We start from the raw sequence: 15,159 nt of genomic DNA on the forward strand, positions 1-15,159 counted from the left end.
CAGTGCCGCCAGTGCTATATTGCCCCCCATGGAATTTATCCAACAATTCGATCTCCACAGCCGGTGGCGCCAGCAGCGGGCACAAGATTTGGCCCGGCTTGGGCAGTGGCTCGCCGGCCACGAGCTGCTCGACGACGGCGCGCGCGCGCGCTTGGCCCACCTGCAGTCCCAATTTGCCAGCGACCGGGTGATGGTGGCTTTCGTGGCCGAGTTTTCACGCGGCAAGTCGGAGCTGATCAACGCTATTTTCTTTGCTGGGTACGGGCGGCGCATCATGCCCGCCAGTGCCGGACGCACCACCATGTGTCCAACCGAACTGGGCTACGAAGCCGGGTTGCCGCCCTGCTTGCGCCTGCTGCCGATCGAGACCCGCATGCAGGCGCAATCGCTGCTCGAGTGGCGCAGCGCCCCCGATCAATGGCAGCGCATCGACCTCGATGTCAACCAGCCTGAGCAACTCGCGCAAGCCATCGAACAGGTGGCGCAGACGCTGCGGGTATCGGTCGAACAGGCGCGAGCGCTCGGTTTTTGGCACGAGGACAACCCCCAGGACAACCCGGCGCCCGGCCCCGATGGGCTGGTGGAGGTGCCGCGCTGGCGCCACGCCCTCATCAACATGGCGCACCCCTTGCTCAAGCAGGGTTTGGTGATCGTCGATACGCCGGGCCTGAACGCGATCGGTACCGAGCCCGAGCTCACGGTCGGTATGCTGCCCCAGGCGCATGCCGTGGTGTTTATTTTGGCGGCCGACGCGGGGGTGAGCAAGTCCGATCTGGCGATCTGGCGCGAACACCTAGCACCCACAGCCGAGCGCGGCGAGTCGCGGCTGGTGGTGCTCAACAAAATCGATGTGCTCTGGGACGAGTTGAGCAGCCCGCAAGCCGTCGAGGCGCAGATCGAGCGCCAGCGCCTGCACAGCGCCGAGGTGCTCGGTCTGCAAGGGCGTCAGGTGTTTGCGGTATCGGCCCACAAAGGCCTGCTGGCCAAGGTGCGCCAAGATGCCCAGCTGCTGCAGCAAAGCCGCTTGCCCGAGCTCGAGCGGGCCTTGGCTGATGACGTGCTGGGACAACGGCGGCGCCTGTTGCAATCAACTTTGCAGCAGGCAGTGCAGCAGTTGCGTATCGAAGTCGAGCGCCAGCTGCTGGTGCGCAGCCACGAAATCGAAGAGCAAGTGCAAGAACTGCAAGCCTTGCGTGGCAAAAACGCGACGGTGATCCGGCAGATGCGCGCCCGCATCGAGCTCGAGCAAGCCGAATTTGACCAGAGCGCACTGCGCATACAAACTGTGCGTTCGGTGCACCTCAAGACGCTGCGGCTGCTGTTTGCCCAGCTTGGCAGTAACCAGATCAAGGCCGAAGTGGCCGAGTTTGCTCAGGCGCTCAAGCAGCCTGGAGTCAAATTGGGCGTGAAAACGATCTACAAAGACACCTTCGCGCGTTTGCGCGGCGGCATGTCCCAATCGCAGCACTGGGCCAACGAGGTGCAGGACATGCTCTCAGGCATGTTTCGCAGCCTCAACGCCGAATATGGTTTTACTCTGCAGACACCGCAGCGGCTGGATCTGACCCGCTTTGTGCGGGAGATCGATGGCATCGAGAGTGCACACTTGCAGTATTTGGGATTGACCAATCTGCTGCGGCTCACCCAGGTTGGATTTTGCGAGCGGCTGGCCAAAGCGGTGCTGTCGAGCTTGCGCAAGCTCTATGAAGAAGCCTCGAGCGAAGCCGAAATCTGGAGCAAAACCGCAGCCTCGCAGCTCGATGGTCAGTTGCGCGAGCGCAAGCGCAATTTTGCGCGCCGCATCGAAGCCGTGCACCGCATCCAAGAGGCTGCAGGAAGCTTGGATGAGCGCATCAACGAACTGCTGGCCCGCCAAGCCGAGGTCGAGGCCGAGCTTGCGCGCTGGCTGCAGTTGTGCGCTGAAGCGGTTCAACCTGACGCAGACGGGGCCTCTTTAGCGTCTGACATTGCCGCGCCGGATACCCCTTTGGTGCCACTGGCCGATAAAGCGTTGTCTACAGCAACAAACTAAAGCTGCGCGGATGGCGCAAGCGCTGTTTTTTGACGCGCTGGTGGCGTGGCAGCGGCGCTTGGGCCGCCACCACCTGCCGTGGCAAGGCACGCGTGATCCGTACCGGGTCTGGCTGTCGGAGATCATGCTGCAGCAAACCCAAGTGGCGACTGTGCGCCCCTACTACGAGCGCTTTGTGCAGCGCTTCCCCGACGTGCGGGCGCTGGCGCAGGCCGAGTCTGACGAGGTGCTGGCGCATTGGAGCGGGCTGGGCTACTACAGCCGGGCGCGGCACTTGCATGCCTGTGCACGACTGGTGGTGCAAGAAGGTGGGCGCTGGCCGGGCAGCGCGGCCGAGCTGCAGCGCCTGCCCGGCATCGGGGCCAGCACGGCGGCGGCGATAGCGGCCTTTTGCTTCGGCGAGCGGGTTTCCATTCTGGACGGCAACGCGAAGCGCCTGCTGGCGCGGCTGTTGGCCTTTGGGGGCGATCTGGCGCACGCGCCCACCCAGCGCACGCTGTGGCAGCAGGCCCAAGGGCTGCTGCCTGAAAATGCCAGCGCCACCGACATGGCCGCCTACACCCAGGGCCTGATGGACTTGGGGGCCCAAATCTGCACCCGCAGCAAGCCGCGCTGCCCCGAATGCCCGGTGGCCGCGCTGTGCCTAGGGTTGGCGCAGCAGCGCGTGGCCGAGCTGCCGCACAAGTCGCGCCGCAGCCCGCGCCGGCTCGAGGACTGGTGGCTGCTGCTGCTGCGCCGCGCCGACGGGGCCATTTGGCTGCAGCAGCGCCCGCCGCGGGGCATCTGGGCCGGCTTGTACGCGCCGCCGGTGCTGGCCACGCAGCACGCCGCGCTGCAAGCGCCGCCCGGTGCGCGCGCGGGGCATGCGCCCACCCTGCATCCGGTCATCTCGCACAGCCTGACGCACCGCGAACTGCGCCTGCACCTGGTGCAGTGGCAGTGGGCTGCGGATGCGCCTGAGCCCGTATGGGGGCCGGGGCGCTGGCTGCTGTCGGTGGGGCAGCCGCCGGTGGCGCTGCCAGCGCCGATCCGCACTTGGCTGCTCGAACACCTGCCGCCTGCTGCCGGTGCAGGCACGGGCTTTGAAGTTTAAGGGTGGTGCTGCAAGGCGTCGAGTTCGCGGTGCCGCACCTGCACGCTGGCCAGTTCGGCAAAGCCCTGCGCCAGGCGTTCCACCAGATACACCGAGCGGTGCTGCCCGCCGGTGCAGCCGATGGCCACCGTCACGTAGCTGCGGTGGTCGGCCTCTAGGCGCGGCAGCCAGCGCCGCAAAAACGCCTCGATCTGCTCTTGCATCGCCGCCACTTCGGCTTCAGCCTGCAAAAACTGCGCCACCGCCGGATCGCGCCCGGTCAGCAGGCGCAACTCGGGTTCGTAGTGCGGATTGGGCAGCATGCGCACGTCGAACACAAAATCGGCATCCATCGGCACGCCGCGCTTGAAGGCGAAGGACTCAAACACCAGCGTCAAGCGGGCCGGGGGCAGTTGCAGCAGCGCCTTGACCGTGCTGCGCAGGTGCGCGGCCTTGAGTTGGCTGGTGTCGAGCACCTGGGCCTGCTCGCGCAGGTCGCTGAGCAGCTCGCGCTCGAGCTCGATGGCATCGGCCAAGGCGCGACGCTGGTCGCTGCTGCCCTTGAGCGAGAGCGGGTGCAGGCGCCGGGTTTCGGAGAAGCGGCGCACCAAGGTTTCGGTGCTGGTGTCGAGAAACAGCACGGTGAGCGGCAGGCCACGGGCGCGCAGCTGGCGCAGCCGCAAGGGCAGGGTGGGCAGCGCGCGGGCGCTGCGCACGTCGATGGCCACCGCCACGCGCTCGGTGGCTTCGGCCTGCTGCAAGGCGACCAGCGGCTCCAGCAGATCGGGCGGCAGGTTGTCCACGCAGTAAAAACCGGCGTCTTCGAGCGCGTGCAGGGCCACCGACTTGCCCGAACCCGACATGCCGGTGATCAGGACGAGTTGCACAACAGCTCCTGAGCGTGCGCCAAGGTGGTGTCGGTGAGCTGCTGGCCGCCGAGCATGCGCGCCACTTCGGCCACCCGCTGCGCACCGTCCAGGGGCTCGATCTGGCTGCTGCTGCCGTGCGCGTCTTGCCCTTTGCTCACGCGCAGGTGCTGGTGCGCGCAGGCCGCCACTTGCGCCAGATGGGTCACGGCCAGCACCTGCCGATCGCTCCCCAAGCGGCGCATGAGCTGGCCCACGGTGTGCGCCACCGCGCCGCCGATGCCGCTGTCCACTTCATCAAAGATCAGCGTCGGGGCGCTGCCGACCTCGCTGGTGCAGACCGAGATCGCCAGCGCGATGCGCGACAACTCGCCCCCAGAGGCCACTTTGCCCACCGGGCGCGGGGTGCCGCCGGGGTGCGCAGCCACCAAAAACTCGACCTGATCCAGGCCGTGCGCCTGCGGCTCGGGCAGGGCCGTCAGCCGCACCTCGAAGCGCCCACCGGCCATCCCCAAGCCCTGCATGGCCTGCGTGATGGCGAGCCCAAGCCGTGACCCGGCCTCTAGGCGCAAGCTGCTCAGGCGCTCGGCCTCGGCGCGAAAGCGCGCTTGCGCTTGGTGTTCGGCCTGCTCCAGCGCTGCCAGATCGGCGCTGCGTTCGAGCTCGGCCAGCGTCTGGCGGCAGGCTTGCAGCCGCTCGGCCAGCGCCTGCGGCTCGCAGCGCAAGCGCCGTGCCAGCGCCAGCCACAGACCCAGGCGCTGGTCCAGCGCCTGCAACGCCGCCGGGTCGAGCTCGCTGCGCTGAGCGTGCTGCTGCAGGTCGTGGCAGGCGTCATCGACTTGCGCCAGCGCGCTGCTCAGCAGCTCGGCCAGCCCCTGGTAGCGCGGCTCCACGTGTTGCTGCGCTTGCAACGCCTGCGCGGCGCGGTAGAGCAGGGTGCGGGCACTGGCTTCGTCTTCGCTCAGGCAGTGCAGCGCCGTTTGCGCCGCCTCCAGCAGTGCTTGCGCGTGCGCCAGCCGCCCGTGCTGCAAGTTGAGGTCTTCCCATTCGCCGGGCAACGGGGCCAGGCGCTCGAGCTCGGTGAGTTGCCATTGCAGGCGTTCGCGCTCTTGTTGCAGCTGGCTTTGCTGCGTGCGCGCCTGCTCTAGGCTGCGCTGCGCGGCGCGCCAGTCGCTCCAGAGCTGGCGCAAGGCGCGTGCGTCGATGCGCGCGTAGTCGTCGAGCAGCTGGCGCACGGCTTCGGGCCGCGTCAGGCTCTGCCAGGCGTGTTGGCCGTGGATGTCGAGCAGCAGCTCGCCCAGCTCGCGCAACTGGGTCGCGCTGGCGGTGCTGCCGTTGATCCAGGCGCGGCTGCGGCCTTGGGTGTCGAGCTGGCGCTTGAGCCGCAAGGGCTCGCCCGGCTCGCCCTCGAAGCCCTGCTCGGCCAGCCACTCGCGGGCCGCCGCCGTGGGCTCGAATTCGGCCACCACCTCGGTGCGCGCCGCGCCCTCGCGCACCACGGCGGCGTCGGCGCGCGCGCCCAGCGCCAGCTGCAGGGCGTCGATGAGGATCGACTTGCCGGCCCCGGTCTCGCCGGTGAGCACGGTAAAGCCTCGGTTCAAATCCAGTTCCAGTTCGCGCACGATCACGAAATCGCGCAGCGCCATGCGTTGCCAGCTCAACCCACGCCCCCTTCATTCCAGTGCAGCTTGCGCCGCAGGGTGTCAAAATAACTCCAGCCCAGCGGGTGCAACAGGCACAGTTGGTGCGCCGCGCGCCGCACCACAATGCGGTCGCCGTGCAGCAGGCTGGTGAAGCTCTGCATATCAAAGTGTGCGCTGGCGTCGCGCCCCGAGACCACCTCGACCGCGATTTCGCCGCTGGCTGGCAGCACGATCGGGCGGTTGGTGAGCGTGTGCGGCGCGATCGGGGCCATGATCCAGCCGTCGATGGCCGGGTGCAGCAGCGGCCCGCCGGCCGACAAGGCGTAAGCGGTGCAGCCCGTGGGGGTGGCGATCACCAAGCCGTCGGCGCGCTGCTTGGCCACGAAATGGCCATCGACCTCGACCCGCAGCTCCACCATGCTGGGGGCGCTGCCGCGGTTGACCACCACATCGTTCATGGCGATGGTTTCGAACACGCACGAGCCGTCGCGCCAGACGCTGGCGTGCATCAGCGCGCGCCGGTCTTGCTCGTACTGGCCATGCAGAATGGCCTGCAAAACCGGGGCGTAGCCCTGCCACGGGATGTCGGTGATAAAGCCCAGGCGGCCTTGGTTGATCCCCACCAGGGGCACTTGCTGGCGTGCCATCTGGCGCCCGATGCCCAGCATGGTGCCGTCGCCCCCGAGCACCAGCGCCAAATCGCAGTGCCGGCCGATCTCGTTTACATCGAGCACCGGGTAGGGTTCCAGCCCGGTGTTGAGGGCGGTTTCGCGCTCCAGGCTCACGGCGCAGCCCTGATCGAGCAAAAAATGCACCAAGGTGTCAATGATGTCGCGCGAACCCAGTGCGTTGTACTTGCCGATCACCGCCACGTGGCGAAAGCGCAGCTCTGCAGCTGGCGGCGGTGCAGCAGGGGTTGAGGCGTGCTGATTCATGTGCAAATTAAAGCACAAGCCCATTAAAATCTTCCTCATGCTCGATGACCGCTCCAAGCACCTGCTCAAAACCCTAGTCGAGCGCTACATCGCCGACGGCCAACCGGTGGGCTCGCGCACCCTGTCGCGCGCGGCCGGGCTGGAGCTCTCGCCCGCGACCATCCGCAACGTCATGAGCGACCTCGAGGAACTGGGCCTGATTGCCAGCCCGCACACCTCGGCGGGCCGGGTGCCCACCGCGCGCGGCTACCGGCTGTTTGTCGATACCATGCTCACCGCCCGGCGCGACGAGCTACCCGCCGCGGAGTCCATGCCAACCGCAACCTTGCAAGGCGAGCAGCCGCGCCAAGTGCTCAACCAAGCGGCGCAGCTGCTCTCCAGCCTGTCGCACTTCGTGGGCGTGGTGCGGGTGCCCAAGCGCGCCAGCGTCTTTAGGCACATCGAGTTTTTGAGCCTGTCGCAACGGCGCGTGCTGGTGATTCTGGTCTCGCCCGATGGCGAGGTGCAAAACCACGTCATCCACACCCAGCCCGAGTTTGAACAAAGCCAGCTGCAAGAAGCGGCCAATTTTCTCAACGCCCACTACGCCGGCCTGACGCTGAGCGAAGTGCGCGACCGCCTGCGCACCGAAGTCGAGCGCCTGCGCGGCGAGATCGCCGCCCTGATGCTGCAAGCGGTTGAGCTGGGCACCGAAAGCGAGGCGCAGCAAGACGCGGTGCTGGTGGCCGGCGAGCGCAACCTGTTGTCGGTGAGCGATTTTTCGCACGACCTAGGGCAGTTGCGGCGGCTCTTTGACATTTTCGAGCAAAAAACCCAGCTCATGCGGTTGCTCGACGTCTCGCACCAAGCCGACGGGGTGCGGATCTTCATCGGCGGCGACAGCCGAGGCGTGCCGTTCGAAGATTTGTCGGTGGTCAGCGCGCCCTACACCGTCGATGGCGCCGTGGTCGGCACCCTGGGCGTGATCGGGCCGCAGCGCATGCCCTACGAGCGCATGATCCAGATCGTGGACATCACCGCCAAGCTGCTGGGCAACGCCCTGAGCCAACCGCGCTAGGGGTTTCGTAGCCCGCCCTGAGAGGCCAGCCCCTTGGTGTGACCCTATGCACGCCTGTGCCGTTGCGGGTATCGGCGCTTGCTTGGCCGCTTGTCTGGTCGCTTTCGGATGCAGTAAACTCCAAAGCTCTGGGCCTCTAGCTCATGCTTGGTTAGAGCAGCGGACTTAAGCTGCGCCGCCCTGCGGTTCGCAAGAATACGGGCGGCGCGAATGTGGGTTGCCGGCGGGTAAGTTCACTCTGCCTGCCGGTAGAACTGCTCAAATTCGGGGAAACCTCTGCCGCGCAGGCGTGGCGATCCCGAGCGAAACTCCCCCTAGGGGGGAGGACGTGTAGAGACTGTACGGGCAGGTCGTAACGACAAGAGACAGTCCAGACCACAAACCCGAAAGGGGTGGCGAAAGCCATAGCTGGTACGCATAATCCGTTGGTGCCGTGTTCGACTCACGGGAGGCCCACCATTTTGCAGCGTCGCCCTTGAGCCGCCAGTGTACGCACAGCTAAGGCGTTGCCCTATTATTCAGGCCTTCAACTAAAAATTGGGCAGAGAGCTGAGCGCCGTATGAAATGCTTTAGACCCTGACCGACCCCAGTCTGTTTGATAATACTGATTTTTGAGGAGTGAGCCGATGCAGCGTAATCGCGCCAGCGGTGGGTCGGGTGTGGAGTCCAATGACTATCTTGAACGACTTGGGTGGCCGACCCAACTGCTGCGCAAGCTCATGTTCGTCGATTTGCCCATTAAACGCAAGTTTTTGCTGCTCGGGGTTGGCACTCTGTTCTGGTTTTGCGTGCTGTCGTTCACGGTATCACGACAGTGATCGGGCAGATCGACGCGCTGAGCACCGGCGATGTGGATTTGAGAAAAAAGGTCGTCATCCGCACCGACGACGAAATCGGCCAACTGTCCGACAAGTTCAATCAGCTGGTCGAGCGCGTCTATGGCATGACGGTGTACAAAAAAGTGATCGAAGACGAGGCCACGCTCGAAGACGTGTACCGGCGCTTCGAGCCCGACCCCGGCTTCGGCCACGTCTGCACCCCCATGCTGGCTGGTGGGCACACCATCGGCGTGGCGCAGATGCGCTTTGCCATCGATGCCAACGGCGCTGCGCTAGACGCGGGAATGAGCAAAAAACTGTTCAGCGCCAACACCTACATCGAGCAGTCGATCTCGGTGCTCGAGGCCAAGCGCCTGATGGCGACGCTGCGCGAGTCGGCCATGATCGACCCGCTCACCGGGCTTTACAACCGGCGCTTTTTGCAAGATCACACGCAGCAGATCATCAGCGGCGTGTTGCGGCGCAAGACCCAAATCGGCCTGCTGCTGTGCGACCTCGACTACTTCAAACAGGTCAACGACAGCTATGGGCACGACGTGGGCGACTTGCTGCTCAAGCAAACCTCGCAGACCCTGCGCAGCGCCGTGCGCGACTCCGACATCGTGATCCGCTTTGGCGGCGAGGAGTTTCTGGTGCTGCTGATCGACGTCTGCCCGGGCGACTCGCTGGCCGTGGCCGAGAAAATCCGGCTCGCCATCGAGCAGATGAAGGTCAACATCAATGGCGAGACGCTGCGCAAGACCATCTCGGTCGGGGGTCAGCGAGTTCCCCGGCGACACCGACGGTTTCTGGCAGGCGATCAAGTACGCCGACGTGGCCCTGTACCAGGCCAAAGACCAAGGCCGCAACCGGGTGCTGCGCTTTGCCCCCGAGATGTGGCAGCAGGGCGAGTTTTGAAGTTTGCTCGGGGCTGAGAAGCTGAGAGGCTGAGGCGCAGCCGCTGAGGCTTCAGCATCTTTCGGCGTATCGTGCGCCTGATTCAGGTTTTTCGAGATAAAAAATTATTACACTCGAGGCCCATGGCGCAACACCCCTCACACGACCCTTCGGCCGCTGCCATGAGCTTGGGCGCACGCACGGCGTTCGTGCTGCTGCCGCTGCTGGCCTTTCTGGCCGTACTCTGGACGGCGGCCACGCAACCGCTGCCGCTGGACATCCACGTCCCTTGGATCCCGGCGCTGGGCGTGCACCTCGACTTTCACATCGACGGCCTGACGCTGCTGATGCTGCTGCTCATCACCGGCATCGGGGTGGCGGTGTTCGTCTATGCCGGCGGCTACTTGGCTGGGCACCCGCAGCAAAACCGGCTCTACATTTTGCTGACGCTGTTCATGATCGCCATGATCGGCACCGTGATGGCCGACAACCTGATCGTGCTGTTCCTGTTCTGGGAGGCGACCAGTCTGCTCTCGTTCCTGCTGGTGGGCTTCAACCACGAAGACCCCAAGAGCCGCAAGTCGGCGCAGCAGGCGCTGGTGGTCACGGGCAGCGGCGGGCTGGCGCTGCTGGCCGGTGCCATCCTGCTCGGGCAGATCATGGGCACCTACTCGATCCAAGAGATCATCGCCCAGCTGCCCTACACCGAGCACACGCCGCTGCTCACAGCCGCGCTGCTGCTCATCATCTTGGGCGCCTTCACCAAGAGCGCGCAGTTTCCGTTCCACTTCTGGCTCCCGGGCGCCATGGCGGCGCCGACGCCGGTGTCGGCCTACCTGCACTCGGCCACCATGGTCAAGCTCGGCGTCTATCTGCTGGCGCGGCTCGACCCTGGCTTTGGCAGCTGGGAGCTGTGGCAGTGGACGCTGCAGATTTTTGGCTCGTTCACCGCCGCTTGGGCCATGCTGCTGGCGCTGCGCGAGCGCGACCTCAAGCGCATTCTGGCTTGGTCCACCGTGGCCACGCTGGGCACGCTGGTGATGCTGGTGGGCATGGATGGCCACGGCGCCTCGATCGCTGTGAGCGCGCTGCTGCTCGGGCACGCGCTCTACAAGGCGCCGCTGTTCTTCGTCGCTGGCAACGTCGATCACGGCACCGGCACGCGCATCATCGACCGCTTGGGCAATCTGCGCCACGCCATGCCGATCACCGCTGCTGCAGCGGCGCTGGCCGGGCTGTCGATGGCCGGCATTCCGCTCACATTTGGCTATGTGGTCAAAGACGTGGTCGGGCAAGCGGACGCGCTCGGCGGCATGAGCGAAGTGATCAAGGTCGCCAACACCATTTTTGCCGCCGTGGCGGTGGCGGTGGCAGCGGTGGCGGCGGTGCGCGTGTTCTGGCGCCACCCCGGCCACAACCTCACCCCGCCCGATGCCCATGAGGGCGGTGTGGCGCTGTGGGCGCCGCCGCTGGTGCTGGCTTGCATCGGCATTGCGCTGGGCTTGGCGCCGTTCATGGCCGATTGGCTGCTGGGCGTGGCCGCTGAGGCCATGACGCCGCGGGCCGAAGCGGTGGCGGTGCATTTTGCGCTCGAGTTCAGCTTGGGCAGCCTGCTGTCGCTGGCGCTCACCGTGGGCATAGGGGCCGCGGTGTTTATCTACTGGGACCCGCTGCACCGGCGCTTTGACCGGCTGCTGACGCTTTTTGACACCATCAGCACGCCGGCTCAGTACGAGCGCTTCATCAACGGCATCCCGGTGCTGGCGGCGCGCAGCAGCCGCTGGCTACAGGGCGGCGATCTGAGCCAGTACAGCCTGTTGCTGCTGGCCTTTGTGAGCACCGTCATGGGCGGCATCATGCTGGCGGGCTGGAGCCAGTGGCTGTGGCCGGTTTGGGTCACGCCGTCGCTGGGCTTTGTCGGCGCTTGCGCCCTGATTGTGGCTGGGGCGCTGCTGGCGCTGTGGCAGCGCGATCGGTTGGTGCTGTTGCTGGCCACCGGGCTGGTGGGTTTTGGCAGTGGCGTGTTCTACCTTTACGCTGGTGCGCCCGATGTGGCTTACACGCAGTTTGTGGTCGAATCGGTGTTTGTGATCGTGGTGGCGTCGGTGTTGCTCAAGCTGCGCCAGCGCGGCCGCGGTCAAGGGCTGGAGCAGACGCATTCGGTGCGTGGCGCGCTGCCGGTGGCGCTGCTCTTTGGCGCCGTCATCGCCCTGTGGTTGCTGATCGCCTCGGGGGTGGATTTCAACCCGCAGTTGCACCAATTCTTTGCCCAGGTTAGCGTGCCCGAAGCCTTTGGGCGCAACGTGGTCAACGTGGTGCTGGTCGATTTCCGCGCCCTCGACACCTTGGGTGAAATCGTCGTGGTGACGCTCTCGTTCTTGGCCGCCATCGCGCTGCTGCAATCGGTGCGTGCGCACAGCCAGCGCGAACGCGCCAAAACCCAAGCTGGAGGTGGCGCATGAACCGACGCGTGGTGATGCTGGAGTCGATAGCCGGCCCGCTGTACGTGGCGATCTTGCTGGCTTCCTTGTGGGTGCTGCTGCGCGGCCACAACGAGCCCGGTGGCGGTTTCATCGGTGGCTTGCTGGCCGTCAGCGCCTCGGTGCTGTGGGCAGTAGCACACGGCAGCAAGGCGGCCACGCTGCGCCTGCCCTACGGCAGCGCACTGCGCCTGACCATCATGGGCATAGCCATCGGCTTGTTTTCCGGCCTGCCGGCCTTGGTGCTGGGGCTGCCGTACCTCACGCACCTGTGGGGCACGATCCCGCTCGGTTTCACCGAACTCAAGGTCTCGACCGTGATCATTTTTGACCTCGGCGTCTATCTGGCGGTCTGGGGCGGCTTGGCCGGCTATGCGATCGAGTTGCTCGGGCTGGACGAAGGCGACGAAGCCGATGAAGCCCGTGTAGATGGCCCCCCGGCGGCCCAGGAGCAGCGCGCATGATCTGGCTATTGGCCCTGACGGTTTGGATCACGACTTCGGCCGGGGTCTATCTGGCGCTGTCGCGCGACGTGTTTCGCTGCGTCTTTGGCTTAGGCATTCTTGGCAGCGCCGTCATTCTGGCCTTGTTTGCCTCGGGGCGCTTGGGCAGCGTGCAACCGGCGGTCATTCCCTTGGGTGAAACCGTGCTGCGCGACGCCGCCAACCCGCTGCCGCAGGCGCTGGCCCTGACCGCGATCGTGATCGGCTTTGCCCTGATCTGTTTTTCCCTGGTGTTGGCGCTGCGCCTGATTCAGCGCGCCGACACCGACGACTCCGTGGCCCTGCGCATGTCTGAACCGATCCCGACCGACCCCGTCAAACCGCCTTACAACGGCGCCGAACACGAGCCCGCGCTGCCCGCCGCCTCACCGACTTCGGGGGGCGCTGCATGACTTGGCTGGCCGCGACGCCGGTGCTGGTGCCCTTGGCCACCGTGGTGGCCACCGCGCTGGCGCACAAAAACCCACGCCTGCAAAGCGCGCTCAGCTACTTGGGCGTGGTGGCTTTTCTGCTGTGCATGTTGGCCTTGGTGGCGGCGGCGCATCAGGGCCAGCCGGCGCAGACCGTGTTTGGCGACTGGGGCGTGCCCTACGGCATCGAGTTTTATGTCGATCGGCTCAGCGCCTCGATGCTGCTGATCACCGCCATCATGGGGCTGGCCTGTTTGGTGTTCATGGCCAGCGACGCCGACACCGCCGAACCGCGTCACCCGCTGCTGTTGCCGCTGCTGCATGGGGTGCTGGTCGGGGTCGCGGGCTCGTTTGCCACCGCCGACCTGTTCAACCTCTACGTCTGGTTCGAGGTCATGCTGGTGAGCGCGATGGGCTTGTTTGCCTTGGGCGGGCGCGTGGACCAGCTCGACGCCACCTTCAAGTACTTTGTGCTCAACATTTTTGGCACCCTGATGCTGCTCATGGCCGTGGGCATGGTCTATGCCGCCACCGGGCACCTGAACTACAGCGCGCTGGCGCAGGCCGCGCCTTATCTGTCGGACTGGATGAGCATCCTGCTGGTTACCGGTCTGCTGCTGGCTTTTCTGATCAAGGCCGGTGCTTTCCCGCTCTTTGCTTGGTTGCCGTCTTCGTACCACACCCTGCCGGCGCCGGTGCTGGCGCTGTTTGCCGGTTTGCTGACCAAGGTCGGCGTCTATGCGGTGCTGCGCACGGCCGGCGACATCTTTGCCGGCTCCCCCGACCTGATCTACGAGGCGCTGGGCTGGATCGCGGCGGCGACCATGCTCTTTGGCGTGCTCGGTGCGGCCTACCACTGGGACATGCGGCGCATTCTGGCCTTTCACATCATCAGCCAGATCGGCTACATCTTGCTCGGTGTGGCGCTGGCCAGCCAGGCCGGCAACGCCGCCACGCTGTTCTACACCCTGCACCACATCATCGTCAAGGCCAATCTGTTCCTGATTGCGGCCATCATCTGGCGCTTGAGCGGCGATTACGATCTGCGCAAAATCGGCGGCCTGTACAAGGTCAAGCCGCTGCTGGGGCTGCTGTTTTTAATCCCGGCGCTGTCGCTGGTGGGCATTCCGCCGCTGTCGGGTTTTTGGTCCAAGGTGCTGGTGCTGCAAGAGGCCTTGGCGCAGGGCCAGTACGTCTGGACCTTTGTGGCGCTGCTGGTGAGCGTGCTCACGCTGTACTCGATGGTCAAAATCTGGATGGAAGCGTTCTGGAAGCCGCACCCAAACAAAAACTGGGCCTTGCCGCACAACACCCGGCTGGCGCCGGCCTATGCCGCAACCTTGGGGCTGGCGGCGCTGACGCTGCTGATCTCGCTCAACCCGCAGCCGCTGATCGAATACGCGCAGGCGGCGGCACTCAGCTTGGGGGCGCGCTGAAATGATGCTCAAACCGGTTGCCGCCGTCGTGCTGCTGGCGCGTTTTCTCAAGGCCGTGCTGCTCTCGGGCATCCAGACGGTGCAGGTGATCTTGCGCGCCAGCTTGGGCCAGCGCACCCCGCCGCCAGCGGCTTTTTTGCGTGTCCACTTCGCGCCCATGAGCCCGATGGGCGCCTCGCTGCTGGGCTGCATGATCACGCTCACGCCCGGCACCACCACGCTCGACATCGACTTGGAAAACCGCATCATCTTGATGCACGTGCTCGACGCCTCCGACACCGACGCCATCGTGCACGGCATCCGGCACGATTTTGAATCGGGTTTGGTGCCGCTGTTTGGGGTGCGCCCATGATGGACTCTCTGCTGCTCTGGCTGGCCACCTCGGCGCTGGTGTTGTGCGCGCTGGCGGCTTGCGGCTTGGCGACTTGGCGCATCATTAAGGGTCCGACCCACGCCGACCGCGTGGTGGCGCTCGACATCATGCTGGCGGCTGCGGTCGGTTTGTGTATTGCGGCCTCGATCTACACCCAGCGCACGGTGTTTCTGGATGTGGCCATCGGGCTGGCGCTGGTGGGTTTTGTGGCCACCGTGGGCTGGGCCCGGGTTGTGGACAAAGGGGCGGATTGATGCTGCTGGAGTTGCTGGTTGCTGTTTTTCTGCTCGCCGCTGGCGTGCTGCTGCTGATCGCCGCCTGGGGCGTGGTGGCGCTGCCCGACGCGCTGGCGCGCCAACACGCCGCCACCAAGGCCGGCACCTTGGCGCTGGCCACGGCCTGCGTTGGGGCCATGCTGTTTGCGTTCGACTGGGCTTGGAGCTGGCGCATTTTGCTCATCTTGGGCTTTTTGTTCGCCACGCTGCCGGTGGCCTCGCACATGCTGGCGCGGGCGGCGGTGCGCGAGTCGCGCCTGATCCCGGACGTGAGCCAAGTGCCGCTGATCGGCGACGACCCGGCGCAGGGTCACAAGCCGGGCTCTGGCACTTGATTTGACGCTCGGTCGGTGGGGCAGGG

At 65.7% G+C, this 15,159-nt stretch carries 15 protein-coding genes; 12 read left to right on the forward strand and 3 right to left on the reverse strand.

Going from position 1 to position 15,159, the window contains the following annotated elements; translation table 11 throughout:
- Nucleotides 1-28 precede the first annotated feature (28 nt).
- Nucleotides 29-2,032 carry a dynamin family protein gene (locus tag SMCB_RS04365; RefSeq protein WP_045535349.1) on the forward strand — a complete coding sequence of 668 codons (2,004 nt, stop codon included), beginning with the start codon at nucleotides 29-31 and terminating at the stop codon, nucleotides 2,030-2,032.
- Between the two features lie 10 nt (nucleotides 2,033-2,042).
- Nucleotides 2,043-3,125, forward strand: a complete 1,083-nt coding sequence (mutY, locus tag SMCB_RS04370; protein ID WP_045535350.1) for an A/G-specific adenine glycosylase — start codon at nucleotides 2,043-2,045, stop codon at nucleotides 3,123-3,125.
- Here mutY and rapZ read toward each other — a convergent pair.
- The 3 genes from rapZ to SMCB_RS04385 are packed head-to-tail and all read right to left on the reverse strand — an operon-like array spanning nucleotide 3,122 to nucleotide 6,548.
- Complete coding sequence (rapZ, locus tag SMCB_RS04375; RefSeq protein ID WP_045535351.1) at nucleotides 3,122-3,991, reverse strand: RNase adapter RapZ; 870 nt, start codon at nucleotides 3,989-3,991, stop codon at nucleotides 3,122-3,124. The two genes, mutY and rapZ, sit on opposite strands and share 4 nt — an antisense overlap.
- On the reverse strand, nucleotides 3,976-5,631 hold the full coding sequence (recN, locus tag SMCB_RS04380; RefSeq protein ID WP_045535353.1) for a DNA repair protein RecN: 1,656 nt from the start codon (nucleotides 5,629-5,631) through the stop codon (nucleotides 3,976-3,978). Before recN ends, rapZ begins: the two co-directional genes overlap by 16 nt.
- Nucleotides 5,628-6,548, reverse strand: coding sequence for an NAD kinase (locus SMCB_RS04385; protein WP_045535354.1), 921 nt, complete (start codon nucleotides 6,546-6,548; stop codon nucleotides 5,628-5,630). The genes recN and SMCB_RS04385 overlap by 4 nt, the downstream gene beginning before the upstream one ends.
- A 37-nt stretch (nucleotides 6,549-6,585) precedes the next feature.
- On the opposite strand from SMCB_RS04385, the gene hrcA reads away from it, so the two are divergent.
- From hrcA to SMCB_RS04435, 10 genes are all read left to right on the forward strand, one after another.
- Nucleotides 6,586-7,605: a heat-inducible transcriptional repressor HrcA gene (hrcA, locus tag SMCB_RS04390; RefSeq protein WP_045535356.1), complete on the forward strand. Its 1,020-nt coding sequence runs from the start codon at nucleotides 6,586-6,588 to the stop codon at nucleotides 7,603-7,605.
- Between the two features lie 627 nt (nucleotides 7,606-8,232).
- Entirely contained in the window at nucleotides 8,233-8,424 is a 192-nt protein-coding gene (locus SMCB_RS04395) for a hypothetical protein (protein WP_045535357.1), read from the forward strand.
- Nucleotides 8,421-9,359 (forward strand): sensor domain-containing diguanylate cyclase, encoded by a 939-nt coding sequence (locus tag SMCB_RS12120; RefSeq protein WP_052468416.1) that lies wholly within the window; start codon nucleotides 8,421-8,423, stop codon nucleotides 9,357-9,359. The genes SMCB_RS04395 and SMCB_RS12120 overlap by 4 nt, the downstream gene beginning before the upstream one ends.
- A 105-nt stretch (nucleotides 9,360-9,464) precedes the next feature.
- On the forward strand, nucleotides 9,465-11,783 hold the full coding sequence (mbhE, locus tag SMCB_RS04405) for a hydrogen gas-evolving membrane-bound hydrogenase subunit E (RefSeq protein ID WP_045535359.1): 2,319 nt from the start codon (nucleotides 9,465-9,467) through the stop codon (nucleotides 11,781-11,783).
- The gene (locus tag SMCB_RS04410) at nucleotides 11,780-12,265 is read left to right on the forward strand and encodes an MnhB domain-containing protein (protein ID WP_045535361.1); all 486 of its coding nucleotides are present in this window, start codon (nucleotides 11,780-11,782) and stop codon (nucleotides 12,263-12,265) included. Before mbhE ends, SMCB_RS04410 begins: the two co-directional genes overlap by 4 nt.
- Nucleotides 12,262-12,696, forward strand: a complete 435-nt coding sequence (locus tag SMCB_RS04415) for an NADH-quinone oxidoreductase subunit K (RefSeq protein ID WP_045535363.1) — start codon at nucleotides 12,262-12,264, stop codon at nucleotides 12,694-12,696. Before SMCB_RS04410 ends, SMCB_RS04415 begins: the two co-directional genes overlap by 4 nt.
- Nucleotides 12,693-14,150: a complex I subunit 5 family protein gene (locus SMCB_RS04420; RefSeq protein ID WP_045535365.1), complete on the forward strand. Its 1,458-nt coding sequence runs from the start codon at nucleotides 12,693-12,695 to the stop codon at nucleotides 14,148-14,150. Before SMCB_RS04415 ends, SMCB_RS04420 begins: the two co-directional genes overlap by 4 nt.
- Nucleotide 14,151: 1 nt before the next feature.
- Nucleotides 14,152-14,502, forward strand: coding sequence for a Na+/H+ antiporter subunit E (locus SMCB_RS12125; protein ID WP_052468417.1), 351 nt, complete (start codon nucleotides 14,152-14,154; stop codon nucleotides 14,500-14,502).
- Nucleotides 14,499-14,777: an MrpF/PhaF family protein gene (locus SMCB_RS04430; protein WP_045535367.1), complete on the forward strand. Its 279-nt coding sequence runs from the start codon at nucleotides 14,499-14,501 to the stop codon at nucleotides 14,775-14,777. Before SMCB_RS12125 ends, SMCB_RS04430 begins: the two co-directional genes overlap by 4 nt.
- Entirely contained in the window at nucleotides 14,777-15,133 is a 357-nt protein-coding gene (locus SMCB_RS04435; RefSeq protein WP_052468418.1) for a cation:proton antiporter, read from the forward strand. The genes SMCB_RS04430 and SMCB_RS04435 overlap by 1 nt, the downstream gene beginning before the upstream one ends.
- Nucleotides 15,134-15,159 lie beyond the last annotated feature (26 nt).

It is taken from the genome of Serpentinimonas maccroryi (assembly GCF_000828915.1).
Classification (GTDB): Bacteria; Pseudomonadota; Gammaproteobacteria; order Burkholderiales; family Burkholderiaceae_C; genus Serpentinimonas; species Serpentinimonas maccroryi.